At 64.6% G+C, this 23,994-nt stretch carries 3 protein-coding genes; all 3 read right to left on the bottom strand.

Features of this window, described 5'->3' with window-relative positions:
* Genes IVA95_RS08025 through IVA95_RS08035 form a run of 3 tightly spaced genes read right to left on the bottom strand, consistent with a single transcriptional unit; the run spans position 1 to position 23,979 of the window.
* Positions 1-1,017, bottom strand: coding sequence for an alpha/beta hydrolase (locus tag IVA95_RS08025; RefSeq protein WP_247510018.1), 1,017 nt, complete (start codon positions 1,015-1,017; stop codon positions 1-3).
* Entirely contained in the window at positions 1,014-17,453 is a 16,440-nt protein-coding gene (locus IVA95_RS08030) for a non-ribosomal peptide synthase/polyketide synthase (RefSeq protein ID WP_247510019.1), read from the bottom strand. The genes IVA95_RS08025 and IVA95_RS08030 overlap by 4 nt, the downstream gene beginning before the upstream one ends.
* Positions 17,446-23,979, bottom strand: coding sequence for a non-ribosomal peptide synthetase (locus tag IVA95_RS08035; RefSeq protein ID WP_247510020.1), 6,534 nt, complete (start codon positions 23,977-23,979; stop codon positions 17,446-17,448). Before IVA95_RS08035 ends, IVA95_RS08030 begins: the two co-directional genes overlap by 8 nt.
* Positions 23,980-23,994: the final 15 nt, after the last annotated feature.

A 23,994-nucleotide genomic window follows, 5' to 3' on the forward strand; every position in this document is an offset into this window, starting at 1 on the left:
TCATATGCCCTGTTTTTCCATGCCCGGCCGCTGCCTTTCGCCTGCGGCGCGAAACGCGCTGGCCAGCGCCTGCCCGATCGCCGCCCGCGCCTTCAGGGCATCGGCCACGACATTGCCCATCCGCAGGAATTCGTGGATCATGCCCGGATAGATCTGCAGGTCGACGGGAGCGCCGGCGGCGCGGAGCTTTGCTGCGTATTCGCGCCCTTCGTCAATCAGGGGATCGTACTCGGGAAGGACGATGAGCGCAGGGGGCAGCCCCGAGAGATCTTCCGCGGCCAGCGGCGCAAACCGCCAATCGTCACGGTCGGAATCGTCGCGGAGATATTGCCGGAAGAACCAGTCGACGGTGCTGCGTTCCAGGAGATAGCCGGAGCCATACCGTTCGTAGGAATTAGACGTCTGCCGGGAGCTCAGGCCGGGATAGGCAAGCACCTGGAGGACGGGCTGCGGCAAGTTTCGGTTCGCCTTGGCGTCGATGGCGAGTGCCGCGGCGAGCGTTCCGCCAGCGCTATCGCCGCCGACGGCGACGCGGCCGGCATCCAACCCCGCAGCAGGCCCCTCGCGGCCGATCCAGGCCAGCGCATCGACCGCATCCTCGAACGCGGTCGGAAACTTGTGCTCCGGAGCAAGCCGATAGCCGATCGCGAGCACGGCCGCGTTGCTGTCTTCGGCGAGACCGCGGCACAATGGCTGATGTGAGTCCAGGCTTCCGACGACAAAGCCGCCACTGTGCATATAGAGCAGGACCGGCGTCGGATTGCGACGGCTCGGCTCCTGCTTCGCGTAGAGCCGCGCGTCGATCGTGGCTCCATCGCGCGTCGGCAGCGCGAGATGGCGCTCGTAAGCGAGCGCCGGCGGATCTACATCGAGCAGCGGCGAAGATGCATCGAAATCGGCGCGTGCCTGTACGGCCGTCAGTTGCGGAAACGGAATGCGCGCCCCGCTTTCGGTGCCGGCCTGCACCATCTCGAGCAGTGCGGCAATATCGGGATCAAGGCTCATATAGATGTTCACTCCGCCGGTTCCGGCACCGTGTCTTGCGGCGCCGCGGATGCCGTCTCCGGTACGAGCAGCCTGCAGATCTCATCGAGCAAGCCGGCATCCCTGAGGATCGTGAAGTGATTATCTCCAACGATGCCGCGGTCAATGGCATCAGGCAGTTGCGTCTCCAGCCGATCACGCTGCGTCAGGCGGCCCGACGTCCACCAGCACAATGGCTTGGCCGCAAGACTCCGCGGCGGCGCAGCGTTCTGCGTCAGCGTCTTAAGGTGCCGGCCGACTGCGAAAGCGCCGGACAGGTCGTCGACACCGAGCAATGTGTCGTCCGCCGAAACTCCCTGCACCTCTTCCAATATTTGCGCAACCAGATGCCGGACAGTCTCCGACGTCTCCAGCATGCCCGTGCGCTTTGCGGCTTCCGCTTGCGCGTGGATGCGAACGGCTGCTGCGTGCGGAAGAACGGCCGAGAGCAATCCGGCGAGATCATCGGTCCAGTGGGCGACCGTTTCCTGCCGCTCCGATCCGCCGTGCTGACGCAGCACAAAACTGTCGACCATCAGGAGACAATCGACGCGTTCACCGCACCGTTCGAGCTCGGCGGCAACAAGAGTGACGAGAAGGCCTCCGAGCGACCAGCCGATCAAACTATAGGGACCGTTTGGCTGAACCCGCCTAATCTCGTTCGCATAGTCCGCCGCCATTGCTTCGAGCGACCGGTCGCTCCACGAACTATCGACCAGCATCCTGGACTGCAGCCCAATCACTTGCCGGCGTCCTTCAAGGCGGCGCGCCAGCGGCCCGTAATCGAAAACGGTAGCAAAACCGCCATGCACGCAGAACACCGGATGTGCGCCATTAACCGCGGAGTTCAGCGGCAGCAGCGCGGTCGGCGGCGGCGCAGCGGCGGGCGCCGAGGAAGCGTTATCCGCGAGCAGCGCGCGGATCGTCGGCTTCTGCAGGAGATCACGAAGCTTGATCTCGATGCCAAACGTCTTGTCCTGCCGCAGCCGGGCCACGACCTTCAGGCTAAGAATCGAATTGCCGCCGAGCTCGAAGAAATTATCGGTGACGCCGACCTGCGGCAGCTTGAGGATGTCGGCCCACAGCCGCGCCATCGCGGTTTCGGCCGGCCCTTGCGGAGCCACGAAGCTTCGACCGGCCGAGTCGGGCGCCGGCAGCGCACGCCGGTCAATCTTGCCGCTCGACAACACCGGCAGTCGCTCAAGCACCATGATCCGCGCCGGCACCATGTAAACAGGCAAAGTCTGCTTCAGGAAGCCGGTCAATCTGTCGACCAAGCCCTCGGCAGCATCTCCCGCTGCGTTCTTTGCCGTCTTCGGCGCGACATAGGCAATGAGTTGGTTTCCGGCCGCGCCCGCTAGCGCCACTACGGCTGCCTGTTCGATCTCCTCGTGACGAAGCAGCGAGGTCTGGATCTCCCCAAGCTCGATCCGGAAGCCGTTGACCTTGACCTGATCATCGCTGCGGCCGAGATATTCGACGGTACCGTCTTCGCGCCAGCGCGCGAGGTCACCGGTCCGGTATAGCCGCGCCCCCGGCACCGCCGAGAATGGATCGGGCACGAAACGCTCGGCGGTCATGCCCGCCTTACCGTGATAGCCGCGCGCCAGTCCGAAGCCGCCGAGATAGAGCTCGCCGGCGACACCGGCGGGAATGATATTGAGCGAACTATCGAGAATGTAGGCGCAGCGGTCGCCGACCGGCAAACCGATCGGCGCGTAAGGTGTCTCGCATTCGCAGGCGCCATCGACCTTCCAGACCAGCGGCGTAACGACGGTTTCGGTCGGACCGTAGCCATTGATCAGGATACGCGGCTTCAGAACGCGCCTTACCTTGTCGAAGCCCGCCTTCGGCATCGCCTCGCCGCCGAAGGAGTAGAGCTTGACCGGCGGCGGGTTGCCCGCCTGCTCGACCGATTCCGCGACCTGCTGCAGATAGGCCGGCGGCAACCCGATGTGGCTGACACGATGCGCGTGCAAATTCTCGACCGTCTGCTCCGGCGTCCACAATTCCGCATCCCGCATCAACAGGCGCGCGCCATGCGACAGGACCGTCAGCCAGCGTTCATGGGCGCCATCGAAGGCGAGCGACAGGAAGTGCAACTCGCACGAATTCTCGTCGATCTCGTAGAGGCTACCCGTGACGTGACAGTGCATCGCGAGCGGCCCATGGGCGACGGCCACGCCCTTTGGCGTGCCCGTCGAGCCCGACGTGTAGATCAAATAAGCGAGGTTACCGGGATGCAGCTCCGGTTGCGGCGCATGGTCCGGCCCGGCATCGAAATCGAATGTCGAAAGGGAGATTCTCTCGACACCATCCAAGCCTTCGCGGACATCGAGCTGTCCCGTCAGCAAGAACGAGATCCCGGCATCGCGCATGACAAAGGCGCACCGCTCGGCCGGAATCTCCGGATCGAGCGGAACGTAGGCCCCGCCCGCTTTCAGGACGGCCAGCAGCGCGACCATCGTCGCCTCGGTTCGTTCGACCACGACGCCAACGCGCTGTTCGGGCTTAAGCCCGCGCGCAATAAGGTGATGGGCAAGACGATTGGCCCTGGCGTCGAGCGTACCGAACGAGAGCGTTTTGCCACCGATGGTAAGCGCCGTCCGTTCCGGATGACGCCGTGCGTGAACGCTGATCGCTTCATGCACCAGCGGCAATGGAACCGCCGACGTCGCGCGACTATTGCAGTTTTCGGCGAGCGCGGCATCCATCGCCGTAACCGGATCGATACCACCAAGCAACGCCGACGAATCTCGCGTCAGCGCGGCCAGAAGTTGCTCGAACTGCGCCTTGATCTGCGTCGTCTGTGCCGCCGTGAAATGGCTGGGCATATAGGTGTACTCGACCTGAAGCGTGTCCTCGACGAGCACCGAAAGATCCATCGGATAGTTCGTCACGTCGACATTCCTGAGGCCGCCGAACTGCAGCGAGCCGTCGCCGCGGTGCATGCTGCGCTCGATCGGATAGTTCTCGAACACGATGATGCTGTCGAACATGGCCTGACCGGCACGGCCGGCCCAGCTCTGGATATCGTAGAGCGGCGTATGCTCGTAATCCCGGATCGCCGAATTGCGATCCTGAAGCGCGCGCAACCAGTCTCCAACCGTGCTCGCAGACTTTGGCGTCTCGATCACGGGCAGCGTGTTGATGAACAACCCGAGCATCTGCTGCGATCCGTCGAGACTAGACGGGCGGCCGGCAACCGTAACGCCGAATGTCACGGTCTGCTGGCCGGTATAGCGCTGCAGCAGCAACGCCCATACGCCCTGAACGATGGTATTGAGCGTGATCCGCTCACGGCGCGCGAACGCTTTCAGCTCCGCAGTCGCCGTCTCTCCAAGTCGCGTGTAACAACGCTCGTGGCCGGATGCATCATGGCGGCGCGAGCCGAAGGCATCGGCCAATTGCGTCGGCTCTTCGAATGTCTTGAGCTGTTCGCGCCAGAAAGCTTCGGCAGCCTTGGCGTCCTGCGCCAGCAGCCAGGCGATGTAGTCGCGGTAACGCGTCGGGTTCGCCGCGGGCGCGCCGCCATAATAGCATTCCAGCACTTCCCCGACGAACCTTGCCGAACTCCACCCGTCCATCAGGATGTGATGATAGGTCCAGATCAGCCGATAGAGGTCGTCCTCGAGGCGCAGCAGCCGCACGCGCTGCAGCGGCGGCACCGATAAATCGAACTCGGCGGCGCGTTCGCCGGCAAGCGCCGCCGCAATCCGCTCATCGGTTATGGCTTGCCCGCGCCAGTCTTCTTGTTCGAACGGCGCGACGGCGTCGCGATAGACGGCTTGCAGCGGAGACCCGGCAAGCTCGCGCCACAGGAATCCGGTCCGAAGCATCTGATGGCGTGCGGTCACCTCCCGCCATGCTCTCCCGAGGCGCTCCGCATCAAGTCCGCGGATCTCAACGCTGACCTGGTTGACGTAAACGCCACTGCCGACGTCGCGCAGGCTGTGGAACAGCATACCCTGCTGCATCGGCGACAGCGGATAGATGTCCTCGATGCGGTCCCAATCCAGTTCAAGCCGATCGAGCTGTTCGCTGTTCAAACCCGACAGTGAGCCACGCGCAGGTGCGAGAGTATCCTTGTTCGGGCCTACGTCGCGGGACAACGCGGCCAGCGCTTCGATCGTCTGGTGCCGGAAGACATCGCGTGGCTCGATCGATACGCCCTCGCGGCGCGCGCGGCTCACCATCTGCAGCGAAGTGATCGAGTCGCCGCCGAGCTCGAAGAAATTGTCGGTGACGCTGATGTTGGGCTGGCGCAGCAGGTCGGCCCAGATCGCGGCGAGCGCCGCCTCTGCCGGCGTGCGCGGTGCGACGCGCTCGGTTGATATCGCGAGCCGGTCCGGCGCCGGCAGCGCCTTGCGGTCGATTTTGCCGTTCGGCGTCAGCGGCAGCCGCTCCAGCACGACGATCCGCGCCGGCACCATGTAGTCCGGCAGCAGCGACGACAGCACGGTCTTGAGCGTGGCCCCATCCAGCGACGCTTCGCCGCTGACATAGCCGACGAGTTGGCGGGCAGCGCCGACCTCGCGCGCCACCACGACCGCCGAGCGCACGCCATGCTGTTCGAGAAGCCGCGCCTCGATCTCGCCGAGTTCGATCCGAAAGCCGCGGATCTTCACCTGGTGGTCGGCGCGGCCGATATATTCGATCACGCCATCAGACCGCCATCGCGCTACGTCGCCGGTGCGGTACAGCCGCGTCCCCGGCGGGCCGAACGGATCGGGGATGAAGCGTTCCGCCGTCAGCGCGCCGCGCCGCCAATAGCCGCGCGCAAGTCCCGCGCCGCCGATATAGAGCTCACCCGCAACGCCGATCGGCGCCAGGTTGAGGTCGTTGTCGAGGATGTGCAGCGTGGTGTTGCCGATCGGTCCGCCCAAAACTGGACGATCGTCCTGTGCATCGAGGCGGTGGCGGGCCGACCACACCGTGGTCTCGGTCGGGCCATACAGGTTCCAGACCTCGCCGGCCTGCGCCATCAGCCGCCGCGCCAGGTCCGGCGGCAAGGCCTCGCCGCCGCACAGCGCGCGGCAGCTCGCCGGCAGTGATGGGCCGTCATGATTGAGCAGCATCCGCCAGGCCGATGGCGTTGCCTGGATCATGGTGACCCCGTGCTTCACGACCGTCGCCTTGAGCCGCGACGGATCATGCGCGGCCGCGCGATCCGCCAGCACCACGCATGCCCCGAGCGTCAGCGGCAGCCATAGCTCCAGCACCGCAATGTCGAACGACAGCGAGGTCAGGCCGAGCACGCGATCCTCGGCCGTCATGCCCGGCCGCTCCGCCATCGTCGCCAGAAAATTCGTCACCGCATCATGGCGGACCATCACGCCCTTGGGCAGGCCGGTCGAGCCCGACGTGTAGATCACATAGGCGAGGCTCTCGGGATGGACGGCGACGTCGAGGTTGCCGGCCTCATCGCCCTCGCCGCTGTCCTGCTCGTCGAGCAGCCAGGCCTCCCCGCCGGTCTCCTTCAGCACGGGCGCAAACCGATCGAGCAGCGTGCTTTGCGTCAGCACCAGCGCCGCGCCGCTGTCGCGCAGCATGTGCGCCAGCCGCTCGGCCGGGTAATCCGGATCGAGCGGCAGATAGGCCCCGCCCCCCTTCAACACCGCGAGCAGCGCGACCATCACCTCGACGCCGCGCTCCAGCGCCAGCCCGACCACCACGTCGGTTCCGACGCCGCGATCGCGCAATCGCCGCGCCAGCCGGTTGGCGCGCGCGTTCAACGCGCGATAACTCAGCTCCGCATCGCCAAACACCAGCGCCACCGCGTCAGGAGATTGACCGACCTGCGCCTCGAACTGCTCGATAATTCCCCGGCGCGGCTCATCGCAGCGCGTGTCGTTCGCCCGGGAGAGCAGCGCATCGTCAGCGGGATCGCTGGCCGCGATCGTGCCGACAGGCCGATCGGCGTCGACGCTCAACGCTTCCATCAGCCGCACAAAGCCGCGTTGCAACCGCGCGATCTGCGCCTCGTCAAAATGCTTGCGCTGATAGTTGAAGACCAACCGCAACCGCTCATCGAGGCAGATGCTCGCGAACAACGGATAATTGCTGGTCTCGACGATCCTGGTCTCGCCGACACGGATCAGTCCATTTTTTCCCATCAGCGCGCGGTCGACCGGATAATTCTCAAACACCAGGATGCTGTCGAACAGCGGCCGCCCGGGACGTTCCGCCAGGCGCTGGATTTCATAGAGCGGCGTCCAGCCATACTCGCGCAAGGTCAGATTGCGATCCTGCAGGTCGCGCAGCCATGCGCCGACCTTCTGCTGCGGATTGGCATCGTCGACGACCGGCAAGGTGTTGATGAACAAACCCACCATGTCCTCGGCGCCGGCCAATTCCGGCGGCCTGCCTGATACGGTGACGCCGAAGCAAACCGTGCCCTGCCCGGTATATTGGCGCAGCAATTGCGCCCATGCCGCCTGTACCAGCGTGTTCAGCGTCACACGCTCCCGCGCAGCAAATTGTTGCAGGCGTTCCGTCGCGGCAACATCCAGCTCCAGCGCGAGCATGCCGTGGCCGGACGACTCTGCGTCTGCATGTTCGGTCGAACCGCCTGCCAGGAAGCTTGGCTCTTCGAGCTTTGCCACTGCATTGCGCCAGAACGCCGCCGATGCATCGCTGTCCCGGCTCTGTAGCCAACCGATGTAGTCGCGATAACGACGCTGCAATGCAGGCAACCGCCCGTCGCCGTTGTGCTGCATCACCTCGGCGATCAGCCGCGCCGAGCTCCATCCGTCGAGAAGAATGTGATGGTGGGTCCAGATCAGCCAATGACGATCTTCTCCGAGCCAGATCAGCCGCACGCGCTGCAGGGGCGGCTTCGACAGGTCAAACCCTTCGACCCGTTCGCGCAGTGAAACTTCGGTTAACGCAGCCTCCAACTGGGACGGCTCGGACGCCGCGGCCCGCGCGCGCCAGTCCTCCTCGACGAACGGCACCTCAGCACGACGATAAACAATTTGTTGCGGCGAGCCTGCCAGGTCGCGCCAGACAAAGCCGGTTCTCAGCACCGCGTGTCGGTCGCTGACCGCCTGCCAGGCGCGATGGAGCTTTCCGGCATCGAGGCCGCGCACTTCCGCGGCAACCTGATTGACGTAAAGCCCACTCTCGCCGTCGTGCATGGCATGGAACAGCATGCCCTGCTGCATCGGCGACAACGGATAGATGTCCTCGATCTCTCGCCAATCCAACTGCAGCCTGTCGAGATCGGCTTGGCCAAGTCGTGACAGTGCCACATCCGATGGCGTCAGGCCACAGGCGCCGCTGATGCAATGCTCGACCAACTCGTGCAGCGCCGCTTCGTACAACCCGGCCAATTGCTCGATCGTCTCGCGCCGATAGCGTTTACGATCGAAGCCGAACGAGAGCCGCAACTGGCCTTCGCGGACGGTGCCATTCACGCTGAGCCAGCGCCGCAACGGGCTCGATGCATCACGCGAGGGGCCCGCGCTTTCCGATGCCATGGCGAACAACGCCGCGTCTTCAACGCCGCCGTCGATCTGGCCGAGATAGTTGAAGGTAATCTTCGGCTCGGCATTGTCAGACAGCGCCGTGCGCTGCTGTTCCGAGCCGAGATAGCGTAACACGCCATAGCCGAGCCCCCGCGCGGGAATGCCGCGCAGATCCTCCTTCACGGTCTTGATCAATGACGAAGCGTCCTGCGATCCACCAATCAGCCTCACGGGAAAGGCGGTGGTGAACCAGCCGATGGTGCGTGAGATGTCGAGATCGCCGAACAGGTCCTCGCGGCCGTGGCCTTCCAGTTCGACCAGCACATCGTCCTGCCCGCTCCACTGCCAGACAGCACGCGCGAGACCGGCGAGAAGGAGATCGTTGATTTGTGTGCGGTAGGCAGACGGCGCATCCGTCAGCAGGCGCTGCGTCAGTTCCCGTTCGAACGTGAGCAGGACTTCATCGGTATCGGCGACATAGTCGCTGCCGTCATGGTCGTCATCGCAGGGAAACTCCGCATTCGCCCCGCGATCGATCCAATAGGAAAGTTCGGCCGCCAGTTCGGGCGATGCTGCATAATCTTGCAGCCGCTTGCCCCACACGGCATAGGCGTGGCTCTTCGGCGGAAGCGCAACCGTCGCGTCGCCGTTCACTAGCTGTGCGTACACAGCGGCAATATCTTCCAGCAGAATCCGCCATGACACGCCGTCGATAACCAGATGATGGATCACGATCAGGAGACGCTGAGTGCCATCGGCGACATCGATCCCGACCGCACGCAACAGCGGTCCTCTCGATATCGAAAGACTTGCCTGCGCCGAAGACGCCAACGCTGTCACGGCTTCCCCATCGGCCGCGCTTCGGATCCAAAGCAAATCGCTGGCGGCGGGTGCAGGGCCGTGCTCCGCGCGCCACCTTCCCGCGCTTTCCTCGAAGTGAAGCCGCAGCGCGTCGTGATGATCGACCACGGCCGCCATCGCGCGCCGCATCATTTCCCAGTCGAGATGATCTCTCGGCCGCAGCAGCACCGCCTGGTTCCAGTGATCGCGTTTTCCTGCGTCCTCCGCAAAGAACCGCGCCTGGATCGGCAGCAACGAGTGCGGGCCGGTGGCCTGGCCCTGCTCGGCGAGCGCTTCGCTGCGCTGCTCGGCACGTGCGGCCAGCGCCAGTGCTTCGAGCGTCTGATGCTGAAACACGTCGCGCGGTTCGATCAGGTAACCGGCGCGGCGGGCCCGGCTCACCATCTGCAGCGAGATGATCGAATCGCCGCCGAGTTCGAAGAAATTGTCGGCAAGACCGACAGCAGGACGGCCGAGCAGTTCGGCCCAGATCGCCGCGAGCGCCAGTTCGGCTGGCGAGCGCGGCGCCTGATATTCGGCGCCGATATACGCCACGTCAGGCGCCGGGAGCGCCTGGCGGTCGATCTTGCCGTTTGGCGCCAGCGGCAGCCGCTCCAGCACCGCGATCCGCGACGGCACCATGTAATCAGGCAGTACGGCCGACAGCGCCGTCCGCAGAGCCGACTCCCCCAGTTCACTCGCGCCACTGACATAGCCAACGAGTTGTCGAGCGGCTCCGACCTCGCGCGCCACGACCACCGCAGAGCGGACGCCGGGCTGCTCGAGCAGCCGCGCCTCGATCTCTCCAAGCTCGATGCGGAAGCCGCGAATCTTGATCTGGTGATCGGACCGCCCGACATACTCGATCGCGCCGTCGGCGCGCCAACGCGCCAAATCACCCGTTCGATATAGCCGCGCGCCAGGGCCGCCAAGGGGATCGGGAATGAAGCGTTCCGCCGTCAGCGCCTGACGTCGCCAATAGCCCCGCGCCAGCCCTGCTCCGCCAATGAACAATTCACCCGTCACGCCGGCGGGGACCATGTTCAAATCGGTATCGAGGATACGAGTGACCGTACCCGGAATCGGCCGTCCGATCGGCACCCGCGCCGCGCCATCGTCGCGACAGTTCCAGAACGTGGCGTTGATCAAGGCTTCGGTTGGACCGTAGCGGTTGTCGAAACGCACGTTGGGAAACGCTGCGAGCACACGCGTCTTCAGTTCCGCCGACAAGGCTTCACCACCCGCAAACAGCCGCTTGAGGGTAACGCAGCGTTTCGCTTCGGGCTCGGCAAAATGTTCGAGCATCTGCGGCACGAAATGCAGCGTCGTCACCTCATGGACGACGATGGCATCGACCAGCAGCCGCGGCTCCCGATGCGCGCCCGGCGCTGCGATCGCAAGCCGTGCCCCGGTTGCTAGCGGCCAGAGGATCTCCCAGACCGAGACGTCGAAGCTGAACGGCGTTTTCTGCAGCAACGTCTCGCCGGCATCGAGGCGATATTCCGCCTGCATCCACCCAAGCCGCGCGGCCAGCGCGCCATGCGTGCAAGCTACGCCCTTCGGTATGCCGGTCGATCCCGACGTGTACATCACGTAGGCGAGGCTGTCCGGATGCAGCGCCACGTCCGGATTACGAGCCCGCACTCCGGTCGGCGCCCTAGTCTCTTCATCGATGGGCCAGGCCTCGACGGCAGTTTCCGCGATCACAGGCGCAAGGCGCTCTACTAACCGGCCTTGCGTCAGCACCAGCGCGGCTCCGCTGTCGCGCAGCATATGCAGAAGACGGTCCGGCGGATAATCGGGATCGAGCGGCAGATAGGCTCCGCCGGCTTTCAGCACTGCGAGAACGCCGACGATCAACTCGACGCTGCGCTCCAGTGCGAGCCCGACCAACTGGTCGCGGCGGATGCCGTGGCCTTGCAACCGTCGCGCCAGACGATTGGCGCGAGCATTCAAGTCGCCATAGCTGACCTCGCGATCGCCGAACACCAACGCGATAGCGGATGGCGAAGCAGCCGCCCGTGCCTCGATCTGAGCGACGATGCTGTTGCCGACATTCGGAGCCTTGGCGAAGCCGCCGCTCCAGCCGAGCACTTTCCGCGTCTCATCCGTATCGAGACCGCTGATCTCACCCAGCGGCCGGGAGGCGTCTGCGATGATCTCGGCAAGGAGCCGCGACAGCGTGAGCTGCAGATATCTGATCTGGTCTTCATCGAACCGGTTACGGTCGTAGCGGAAGCCGAGATTGATGCCGTCGGCCTTGGCGAACACCGCCACCGTCAGGGCATAGTTGGTGATCGAGATCTGCTCGACCCGCCCGAAACGGCGACCGCTTTCGTTTTCGCCGCGCAACGCCTGATCGATCGGATAGTTCTCGAATACCAGGATGTTGTCGAACAGCGGCCGGCCGGATCGTCCGGCGAGGCGCTGGATTTCGTAGAGCGGCATCCAGCCGTGATCGCGCAAATCGATGTTGCGTTCCTGCAGGTCGCGAAGCCACGCACCCACATCGGTCTGCGGGCTTGCCTGATCCACTACCGGCAGTGTGTTGATGAACAGGCCCACCATTTCCTCGGACCCGCCGATCTCTGCCGGCCTGCCCGACACCGTCGCGCCGAAGCAGACTACGCGCCTGCCGGTATGACGGCGCAACAATTGCGCCCACGCGCCCTGCAACAGGGTGTTCAGCGTGACGCGCTCGCGCTTTGCAAATGCTTGCAGCCTTGCAGTCAGATCGGCATTGAGAAGCAGGTCGAGTGAACCATGGCCCGATGCACCAGTGGCTGCAGGTCCTCCCAGCCTATCGGCCAGGAAGCCCGGCTCATCCAGTTCCGCTAATGCCGTGCGCCAGAACGTCGCCGACGCTTCGCGGTCCTGTCGTTGCAGCCAGGCGATGTAGTCGCGGTAGCGGCCCTGTACGGCAGGCAAACGATAGCCACGCTCATGTTGCAGTATCTCGGCCACCAGACGCGCCGAACTCCAGCCGTCCAGCAGAATATGGTGATGCGTCCAGATCAGCCAGTGGCGGCTTTCATCAAGCCGGATCAGCCGCACACGCTGCAACGGCGCTTGCGACAGGTCAAAACCCTTGGCGCGCTCGGCCTGCGACGCCCGCGCCAGCGCCGCCTCGAGTTCGCTGCAGTCCATGGCTGCGGCCTGCTCGCGCCAGTCTTCTTCCACGAATGGCAGCATCACATGGCGATACACAACCTGCTGTGCCGCGCCTGACAGTTCGCGCCAGGCAAAGCCGGTCCGCAGTACCGCATGACGCGCGCTCACCTCGTGCCAGGCTGCGCGCAACCTGCCGGCATCGAGACCTCGCACTTCGAGACCGACCTGGTTGACGTAGTTGCCGCTTTCGCCATCGCGCAGCGCGTGGAAAAGCATGCCCTGCTGCATCGGCGACAGCGGATAAATATCCTCGATGTCGCGGCAATCGATCGTTGCGCCGAGGAGATCGAGATCGGCTTGGCTTAAATTCGACAGTGCGAAGTCCGATGGCGTCACACCGCGGGCACCGCTTGTGCAATGGCCGACGAGTTCTCTCAGCGCCGCGGCATAATGCTCTGCGAGGCGTTCGATCGTGGCTCGCCGGTAACGCCTGCGGCCGTAGCTGAACGACAACCGCAACTGGCCTTCTCGCACCTGGCCGTTGATGCTCAGCCAGCGGCCAAGCGGCGCGGTGTCGCTGCGCGCCGGCCCGGCGCTCTCAGGCGCGATCCTGAACGGCGTACCCTCACCCACGCTGGAATCGAACTGGCCGAGATAGTTGAAAACGATGCGCGGATCGGGCAGCGCGGTCAGCGCATGGCGCTGCGCGTCGGTGCCGAGATAGCGCAACACGCCGTAGCCCAAGCCGCGGGCAGGAATCGCCCGAAGCTCCTCCTTGACGGATTTGATCAGCGAAGCGTCGCCGCTGGAGCCTCCCGGCAAGCGCACAGGGAAAGCGGTGGTGAACCAGCCGACCGTGCGGGAAATGTCTGCCCCAGAGAAGACGTCCTCGCGGCCGTGCCCTTCGAGCTCGACGACAACGTCCTCGATTCCACTCCAGCGCGATATCGCCCGCGTCAATGCCGCCAGCAGCAGATCATTGACCTGGGTTCGATAGGCAGCCGGCGCTTCCTTGAGCAGCCGCGTCGTCAGCCCGGCATCGAATGCCAGAAGGATTTCCTCGCCCTCGGCAACCCGGTCGACGCCATCATGATCGTCGTCGCAGGGCAGATCGGCGTGCGATCCCCGTTCGAGCCAATAGGGCAACTCGGCAGAGACCTCTTCGGTGCCGCTATATGCCTGCAACCGCGCGCCCCAGGATGCATAGGACTGGCTGCTCGCCAGCGCGATCGACGCGGCGCCTTGCTGAAATTGCCCGTACGCCGCCGCAAAGTCTTCGAGCAGCACGCGCCACGACACGCCATCGATAACAAGATGGTGCACCACAATGAGGAGCCGCTGGCTGCCGTCGGCGAGATCCATGCCGACCACGCGCAGCAGCGGTCCTGCCAGCGACAGGCTCGCCTGGGCGGCAGAAGCGACGGCCGTTACCTCGGCTGCATCGCGAATGCCGCTCCGAATCCACAACAACTCCGAAACTGCCGGCGCGGCACCATAGGTTGCGCGCCAAGCGCCATCGACTTCCCTGAAGCTAAGACGCAAGGCATCGTGATGCGCCACGACGGCGGCGACCGCGCGCTCAATGGTCGCCCAATCCAGGCGCGCCTTCGGCATCAAAAGGACAGCCTGATTCCAGTGATGACGCTCCCCGGCATCCTCGCTGAAGAAACGCGCCTGGATCGGCAATAGCGGATGTTCGCTGCCTTCCAGATCTTCCTCCGAAGCAACGGCTTCATTGATCCGTTCGATGCGCGCTGCCCGCGCCAGCTCCTGCAAGGTCTGGTGCCGGAAAACGTCACGCGGTTCGATCACGAGGCCCGCCTGCCGGGCGCGGCCAACCAGTTGCAGCGAGATGATCGAATCGCCGCCGAGCTCGAAGAAATTGTCGTCAGCGCCAATCACGGGCTGGCCAAGAAGCTCGGCCCAGATACCGGCAAGCGTCGTCTCAGTCGGGGTACGCGGCGCGACATGTGCGGCCACAGCGGTGGGCATATCGGGAGCAGGCAAGGCTTCGCGGTCCACCTTGCCGTGCGCGGTGAGCGGCAGCCGCTCAAGCTTCACGATACGTGCCGGCACCATGTAGTCGGGCAGCTCGTCCGAAAGGGCCGCGCGCATTGCCGCTTCATCGAACGCGCCCTCGCCGGCGACAAAGCCGACCAGTTGGCTGGTTATGCCGGCTTCACGGGCGATGACGACGGCCGATCGCACGCCCGGCTGGCGCATCAGCCACGCCTCGATCTCGCCGAGCTCGATCCGGAAGCCGCGGATTTTCACCTGATGATCGGAGCGGCCGACATACTCGATCACGCCATCGGCGCGCCATCGCGCCAGATCGCCGGTGCGATATAGCCGCGCGCCGGGCGCACCAAGGGGATCGGGAACGAATCGCTCGGCCGTCAGTCCGGCGCGCCGCCAATAGCCGCGTGCCAGTCCCTCGCCGCCGATGAACAATTCGCCGGTCACGCCGACCGGCACGATGTTCAGATCGCCATCCAGAATATAAGCCGAGCGGCGTCCCACCGGACGGCCGATCGGCGCATAGTTGCCCTCGATCTCCTCGCTGGCATCGACCTTCCAGACCAGCGGCGTCACCACCGTTTCAGTCGGGCCGTAGCCGTTGATCAATGTCCGCGGCTTTAGCGCGCGCTTGACCTTGTCGAAGCCCGCCTTCGGCATGGCCTCGCCGCCGAAGGAATAAAGCCCGACCGGCGGCGGATCGCCGCGCCACGCCGCGAAGTCGGCGAGCTGCTGCAAATAGGCCGGCGGAAAGCCCGCATTGGTGACACGCTGCTTGCGCAGCACGTCGAGCGTCTGTTCGGCGGACCACAGATTCTCGTCACGCATCACGAGCGCCGCGCCGCAGGTCAGCGCCGTCCAGAGCCGCTCATGGGCGCCGTCGAACGTAAAGGACAGGAAGTGCAGCTCGCGCGAGTGCCGGCCCATGTCGTAGAGCCCGGCAGTCACCTCGCAATGCATCGCAAACGGCCCGTGCTCGACCGCGACACCCTTCGGCATGCCGGTGGAGCCCGAGGTGTAGATCACATAGGCAAGGCTTGCTGCTTCGACGGCAATGCCGGGATCGTTCTCCGCCTCCTGGTCGAGATCGCTTGCGTCGAGCGGGACAGCCGCGATGCCTGACAGCGCAGTGAGTGCCGAACCTTCTGCATCAACCAGCACGAGACGCACGCCGGCGTCGTGCATGGTACCGACTTGCCGCTTCGCCGGATGCTCGGGATCGAGCGGCAGATAGGCCGCGCCAGCTTTCAAGATGGCCAGCAAGGCTGCAACGAGCGATGGCGAGCGCCGCGCCGAGATACCGACCAGATCGGCAGGACCGATGCCCAAGCGGATCAGACGATGTGCGAGCCGATTGGCACGACGGTCAAGCTCGGCATAAGAGACGATGTTATCGCCAAAGATGAGCGCCGGAGCGTCGGGCGTTTCAGCGGCGAGCCGGGCGACCGTTTGGTGCACCGGCGTAAACGGCGCGGCTATTCCGGCATCCCTGCCGTTCCACTCACGCAGCGTGGCCAGTTCCTGCGCGGAAAGCAGTGCCATGCCGGCGACCGGCTGCGCGCCGTCCTCAACCATCGTGCTCAGGATCGTGATCCAGTGCGAGGCAAGGCGTTCGATCGTCGCCGGCTCGAACAACGCCGTCGCATAGGTAAAGATCGCGCGGATCTCGCCTGCCGGTCCCTCTTCGCTGTCGAGCGCGAGGTCGAATTTGACCGTGTCGACTTCGGCCTCGACCTTCTCGATCTGCAGACCGGTCCGGCCGGGCGGATTGCCCGACACGCGCCGGCGCTGATGATTGTAGAGCACCTGAAAGAGCGGATTCTGGCTCAGGCTGCGCTTGGGCTGCAGGATTTCCAGCAATCGCTCGAATGGAAGGTCCTGGTTCTCCTGGGCTTCGATCGCGGCCAAATGAACGGACGCGATGAAGTCAGCGATCGTCGCACGACTGTCGAGCTGTGTGCGAAGCACCTGGGTGTTGACGAACAGCCCGATCACGCCGCGCGTCTCATCACGATGGCGATTGGCGACCGGCACGCCGACGCTGATGTCGGATTGGCCGGTGTAGCGATAGAGCAGCAGTTTGAAGCTCGCCAGCAGGACGACGAATAGCGTGGTCTGGTGCCGGCGCGCCAGCGCGCGCAAGCCATCGGCGAGCGTCGGATCGAGCGTCATGCGGAGCGCGGCGCCGGCGAGATCGGGAACCGCCGGCCGCGCCCGATCGATTGGAAACTGCAGCACCGCCGGATCCGCGAGGCGCGCCGTCCAGTAATTGACCTGGCGCTCGCCATCGACCGCACTCATCCAGAGCCGCTGCCAACAGGCATAGTCGGCATATTCGATGTCAGGCTCCGGCAATCCCGGCGACTCGCCGCACGCAGCCGCCGCATACAAGCGCCAGAACTCGTCGACCAGCACACCCATCGACCAGCCGTCGGCCACGATGTGATGCTGGCTGACGACGAGGAAATGATCGTCTTCTGCCAGCGTCAGCAAGGCAGCACGCATGAGCGGGCCGGCTTCGAGATCGAACGGCCGTGATGCTTCCTGCCGCGCCAGCCGATGCGCCTGCTGTTCGCGGTCATCGCCATCGAGCGCTACATGCCGCAACGTGAACGGTTGTGGGTCGAGAACGATCTGCTCGGCTGCCTTGCCCTCCTGCCGAAACACTGTGCGAAGCGCGCTGTGACGGGCGACCAGCGCATCGAAGGCCTGCTGCAGGGCGTGCCGTTGAAGCTGCCCTCGCACCCGTACCGCCGCCGATATGTTGTAGGCGGCGCTGTCCGGATCCATCCGCCACAAAAACCAGAGGCGCGACTGCGCAAAGGAAAGCGGCGCCCGCGTTTTCTGCTGGCGCGCAATCGGCAGCATGGCGAGGTTGACGCCCTTTGCCGCGAGCTGCGTCAGGAACGCTTGCTGCTTGCTGGCATCAAGACGCATCAAGCGTCGCGAGATATCACTAAGCTGCTGCTTCTGCGTGGCGGCGATATCATTCATCGGAAAGTTCGACTTCCTTCAACATATCGAGCATCGCGGCGATGTCGTCGCTGCGCTTGTCGACCTGAATCTCCGGGGCAAGAGCCGCCGCCATCGTCTCGACGGTCGTCATTTCAAACAGGCGGTTCAGCGGCAGGTCATGGCCGAGATCGCGCTTGATGCGGCTGACGAGCTGGACGGCGGTGAGAGAGTCGCCGCCGAGCTCGAAGAAGTTGCCGGTGACGCTGATGTTGGGCTGGCGCAGCAGGTCGGCCCAGATCGCGGCAAGCGCCGCTTCTGCCGGCGTGCGCGGTGCCACATGCTCGGTTGATGTCGCGAACTGGTCCGGCGCCGGCAGCGCCTTGCGATCGATCTTGCCGTTCGGCGTCAGCGGCAGCCGGTCCAGCACGACGATCCGCGCCGGCACCATGTAGTCCGGCAGCAACGACGACAGCGCGGTCTTGAGAGCTGTCCCGTCCAGCGATGTTTCGCCGCTGACATAGCCGACGAGCTGGCGGGCAGCGCCAACCTCGCGCGCCACCACCACCGCCGACCGCACGCCAGCCTGCGCCAAGAGTCGCGCTTCGATCTCGCCAAGCTCGATTCGAAAACCGCGGATCTTCACCTGGTGGTCGGCGCGGCCGATATATTCGATCACGCCATCAGACCGCCATCGCGCTACGTCGCCGGTGCGGTACAGCCGCGCGCCGGAGGTGCCGAACGGATCGGGGATGAAGCGTTCCGCCGTCAGCGCGCCGCGCTGCCAATAGCCGCGCGCAAGTCCCGCGCCGCCGATATAGAGCTCACCCGCAACGCCGACCGGCGCCAGATTGAGGTCGTTGTCGAGAATATGCAGCGTGGTGTTGCCGATCGGGCCGCCCAGAAGCGGACGGTCGTCCTGCCCATAGAGGCGATGGCGGGTCGACCACACCGTTGTCTCGGTCGGGCCATACAGGTTCCAGACCTCGCCGGCCTGCGCCATCAGCCGCCGCGCCAGGTCCGGCGGCAGGGCCTCGCCGCCGCACAGCACGCGGCAACTTGCGGGTAGCGACGGGCCGTCATGATCGAGCAGCATCCGCCAGGCCGATGGCGTTGCTTGGATCATGGTGACCCCGTGCTTCACCACCGTCGCCTTGAGCCGCGACGGATCATGCGCGGCCGCGCGATCGGCCAGCACCACGCATGCCCCGAGCGTGAGTGGCAACCACAGTTCCAGCACCGCGATGTCGAACGACAGCGAGGTTAGACCGAGCACGCGGTCACTGGCCGTAAGGCCCGGCCGCTCCGCCATCGTCGCCAGAAAATTCGTCACCGCATCGTGGCGAACCATCACGCCCTTGGGCAGGCCGGTCGAGCCCGACGTGTAGATCACATAGGCGAGGCTCTCGGGATGGACGGCGACGTCGAGGTTGCCGGCCTCATCGCCCTCGCCGCTGTCCTGCTCGTCGAGCAGCCAGGCCTCGGCGCCGGTCTCCTTCAGCACGGGTGCAAACCGATCGAGCAGCGTGCGTTGCGTCAGCACCAGCGCCGCGGCGCTGTCGCGCAGCATGTGCGCCAGCCGCTCCGGCGGGTAATCCGGATCGAGCGGCAGATAGGCTCCGCCCGCCTTCAATACCGCGAGCAGCGCGACCATCATCTCGGCGCCGCGCTCCAGCGCCAGCCCGACCACCACGTCGGTTCCGACGCCGCGATCGCGCAGCCGCCGCGCCAGCCGGTTGGCGCGCGCGTTCAACGCGCGATAACTCAGCTCCGCATCGCCAAACACCAGCGCCACCGCATCAGGTGATCGATCGACCTGCGCCTCGAACTGCTCGACGAATGAGCGGTCTGGCGGATATAGAGCCTGCGTCCGATTCCACCTTTCCAGCAAAAGCTGACGCTCTTCGGACGGCAGAATATCCAGCTGTCTGATCGGAGACCGAGGCGCATGCTCCAGCGCCTCCGCCAATTGATTGAGCGCCTGCTCCATCAAGGCGCAGATGCGATCGGCCGAGAGCGGATGGACAACCTGAGCGGTCAACCCCAGTGCCTGACCATAATCCTCGATCGCCATCATCAAGGGATAGTTGGTGCGCTCTTCGCCGCCGAGCCATTCGATGCCGTGCACGCCTGCGCTATTTTGGTCCGCAGACGGGTTCGCCGGCGTCGCATTGTGACGGTAGTTCAGGATCGAACTGAACAGGGGCGCCGGCGCGGCGACACCGCTGCATCGTTGCGCGAGCGCCAGCGACGCATGTTCATGCGCCATCAATTCGGCGAGCCGGGCATGCGCATGATGCACGCTGTCCTCGACCGCAGTGCCATCGAGATCGAGCTGCAGCGGCAATGTATTGATGAACAGTCCCATGGTGCGATCGCCGCCGGCGCCCGCATGCATGCGGCCGAACAGAACCGTGCCGAACACGACGCGCTCGCGTCCGCTGCTCCGCGCCACCACCTGGCCCCAGGCGAGATGGCAGAGGCTGGCAAGGCTCACCCCGAGCCGCCGCGCTAAAACGCGGAGTCGTGCATTGAGCTGTTCCGGCAACGCTCGCCGCGCTTCCGCCACACCATCACCGTCGCCATGCACGCGATCCAGCCCAAACGGCGTCGTCGGCTCATCGATGTCAAACAGCATGCTTCGGAAGAAGCGCTCGTGCTCCGCGGTGGCTGCCGATCCGCGCGACTGCGCCACCAGATTTCGAAACGGATACGGAGCCGAAAGCTCACGGGCACGTCCCGACAATATTTTCTGCACTTCGTCGTGCATCACCTCCAGCGTGGAGTGATCGCCGATCAAATGATGCAGCAATACCAACAGCAGCCATCGCTCCATGCCGGGATCGCGGGCGACCGCAAATCGCAACAGAGGTGCCTGGCCGAGATCGATCCGATTGCGGCGCGGGTCGAAACGCCGCGCAAGCTGTTCCTGTGCCGGGCTGTCGCGATCCAGCACCACCTCAGTGACGACCACAGAAGCGCGCCGCCAAACCACCTGCGCCGGAGCTGATAGCCCCTCCCATTGAATTGACGTGCGGAGAATGTCGTGGCGATCGATCACTTGCTGAACGGCGGCGAGATAGCGGTCGAGCAGGTCGCGACTTGCAAACGCCATCTGTCCGACCAGCAGGTATGGATCGCCCTGCTTCGACAGCAGATGATGAAACAAGATGCCATCCTGAAGCGGCGATAGCCCGTAGATGTCCTGGATGTTGGCGATGCCGCCGGGCACTCTGGCCGCGATGCTGTCGATGTCGGATTGCTTCAACGCGATCAGCGGCAGCATTTCGGGCGTGATTGCCGTCGTCTGCGGCGTAATCAGATTGGCTGGAACAGCGTCGGCGACACTACCATTAAGGCTGGTGACGAAATCGGCCAGCACCGGCTTTGCAACCAGCGTGCGCACATCGGCGCGGAGCGAATGTCGCTGCAAACGCTCGAGCATGCGGACTGCGAGCAGCGAGTGGCCGCCCAGTTCAAAGAAGTGATCGTTGCGCCCAATCCGATCAACGCCGAGCAGCTCGGTCCAGATCTTTGCGACGATCTGCTCGATCTCGCTCTGCGGCGCCTCGAAACTGCGCCTTGCAAAGGCATCATCATCCGGCGCGGGCAGCACCTTGCGATCAACCTTGCCGTTCGGCGTGAGCGGCAGTATATCCAGGCGCACGAACGCCGATGGCACCATGTAGTCCGGCAGGCACGCACGAAGGTGATTGCGCATCGCAGCCGCAAATTCACCGGCGTCAAGCTTCACGCCATCGTCCTTCGCGGCCACGTAGGCGACCAGCCGCGGGTCAGCGCTGTGATCCTGACGCACCAGCACCACCGCGTCGGCGACTCCGGCGTGCTCATTGAGACGAAACTCGATCTCGCCGAGCTCGATGCGGAAGCCGCGGATCTTGACCTGATGATCGTTGCGGCCGAGGAACGCGATATTCCCATCCGGCAGGTAACGTCCGAGGTCGCCGCTGCGATACATTCGCGCGGTAGCGTCGCCACTGAAGGGATCGCGCACGAAACGTTCCACTGTCAGGTCGGCGCGATTGAGATACCCGCGGGCTATTCCTGCTCCGCCGATGTATATTTCGCCGGTCGCTCCGAGCGGAACGGGCGCACCGAGCCGGTCCAACAAATAGATCCGCGTGTTGGGAAGCGGGCGACCGATTGGGACGACATCGCTATCAAAGCCCGCCGGCCGCAGCCAACTGGTAGCGCAGACCGTCGTTTCAGTCGGCCCGTAGCCGTTAAAAACAGCAACGCCAGGCGGCAGAGCCTTGATCAATTCCGCCTTGGGCAATTCTCCGGCGAGGACGAGCACCCGCAGCGACGCCAGCCTGTCGAGATCATCCCGCCCCTGCAGCATGGCCGGCGGCAAGGTCGCGTGCGTAACGGCGTTGTTCGAGAGAAAATCGAGCAGTTCCGACGTATCTTGATGCTGTCGCGGACCGACGAGAAACAGCTCAGCCCCTGAGCACAGGGCCATGACAATTTCCCAGGTGCTGGCGTCGAAGCTGAACGAAGCAAACTGCACGACGCGGCTGCGTGGGGAAACGTCAAACAGCGCTCGCTGGGCCAGCGCCAGATTTACGAGGCCGCGATGCTCGACCATGACCCCCTTCGGCCGGCCGGTCGAGCCGGACGTGTAGATGATGTAGGCGAGATGCCTTGAGGTTAGCCCCGTGACGAGGTCACGTGGATTCGATGTCGCGAGCGCTGCGATGGCGGGTGCACACGCGTCGAGGTCGACGACCTCGCACGCGATGTTCGCGAAGATTGCGCGTCCGGCAGCATCCGCGATCAACAATCTCGGCTTTGCATCCTCGACAATCTGGCGCAACCGCTCCGCCGGATAGGCCGGATCCAGCGGCAGATAAGCGCCGCCCGCCTTCAGCACGGCCAGGAGGCTGACGACCATGGCGATGCCGCGCTGCAGGCAAATCGCGACCGGCTGATCCGGCTCCACATCCAAAGCGATCAAGTGCCGTGCGAGCTGATTGGCCTTCGCATCAAGTTCGCCATAGCTCAGGCGAACGTCCTCGTGAACCAGCGCTGTGGCTTCGGGCGCGGTTCGGACTTGTTCTGCGAACAGCTCGTGGATGCAACGCTCCGATGGGAACGGCGCAGCCGTTTCGTTCCATGTGTCCAGAACGAGCTTGCGCTCCTCGGCGCCGATAAGGTCGATCCGGTCGACGATCTGATCCGCGTCGGCGACCATGGCCCGCAGCAAGACCAGCAGATAGTCCCGGTGACGCCTGATCGTCTCTTCGTCGAACAGTGCCGTTGCATAGTTCAGGGTGCCGACGATGCGGCCATCCGCTTCGCCCAGATTTAGCTCAAGATCGAACTTGACCTGCTGCAGCGGTATATCGGCAATCTCGGCGCGGAGGCCGGGCAATTCAAGTACCGCCGCTTCGTTGTTCTGCCAGGCGAACACGACCTGGAAGACCGGCGTATGGTCCAATCGCCGCGGCGGCTGAATGATCTCGACGAGTTGCTCGAACGGCAGATCCTGGTGATCCTGAGCTTCGAGCGCCACAGCGCGCACGCGGCTGAGCAACTGCGCCACATCAGGCTCACCCGACAAATCCACGCGGAGCGCCAGCATGTTGACGAAGAAGCCGACCAGGCCCTCGATTTCGCGCCTGTTGCGGTTGGCCGTCGGCGTGCCGATCACGAGATCGGTCTGGCCGGAAAGTTTTGACAGCACCGCCGCCCATGCCGCCAGCACCGTCATAAATGCCGTCGCGCGGTGCGACTGGTTGAATAGCCTGATGCAATGCGCAAGCTCGGCGTCGATCTCGATCGGCAATGACGCGCCGGCGAGAGACCTGACTGGCAGTCGCGGCCGGTCTGTCGGCAATTCGAGCACCGCGGGAGCACCCGCGAGCGCTTGCCGCCAATAGTCGAGCTGCCGCTGCAATCGCTCACCTGCCAGCCACCGCCGTTGCCAGGCGGCGTAGTCCGGATATTGGATTGCCAGCGGCGGCAGCGGATCGCTTTGGCCTGCCGTGAAGGCTCGGTAAAGCGCACCCAGCTCGCGCACGAGCACGCCCATCGACCAGCCATCGGATACGATGTGATGCTGGGTGAGCAGGAATAGATACTTCTTCTCCGTTATCCGTATCAGCCGTCCGCGGATCAATGGTCCCACAGCGAGATCAAACGGCGTATCGACCTCCTCGCGGCGCAAGCGCGCGAGTTCCTGCTCGGCATCTAGGCGTTGCCGCAAATCGTGTTCGAGCACCGGCAGGCACGCATCGGACGGCAGCAATTCAACGCAAAGTTTGCCTTCGACCACGCGGAAGACACTGCGCAGCGCTGCGTGACGCGCAAACAACTGATCAAGGCTGCGACGCCATGCAACGATGTCGAGATCACCCGTGAGGTGCAATGCGCCGCGAATGTGATAGTTGGCGTTGGCGCCATCGAGCTGCGCCAGTAACCAAAGCCGCTGCTGGGCAAAGGACAATTCCAGCGGCCCGCCGCGCGGCACCGCCGGAATCAGGGTGATCCCGTTCTTGCTGGCATTTCGACCGCGGTCCCGCGCCAGCGACAGGAGTTTTTTCACTTGCGTGGAGTCCAG

The organism is Bradyrhizobium sp. 157 (assembly GCF_023073815.1).
Lineage (GTDB): Bacteria > Pseudomonadota > Alphaproteobacteria > Rhizobiales > Xanthobacteraceae > Bradyrhizobium.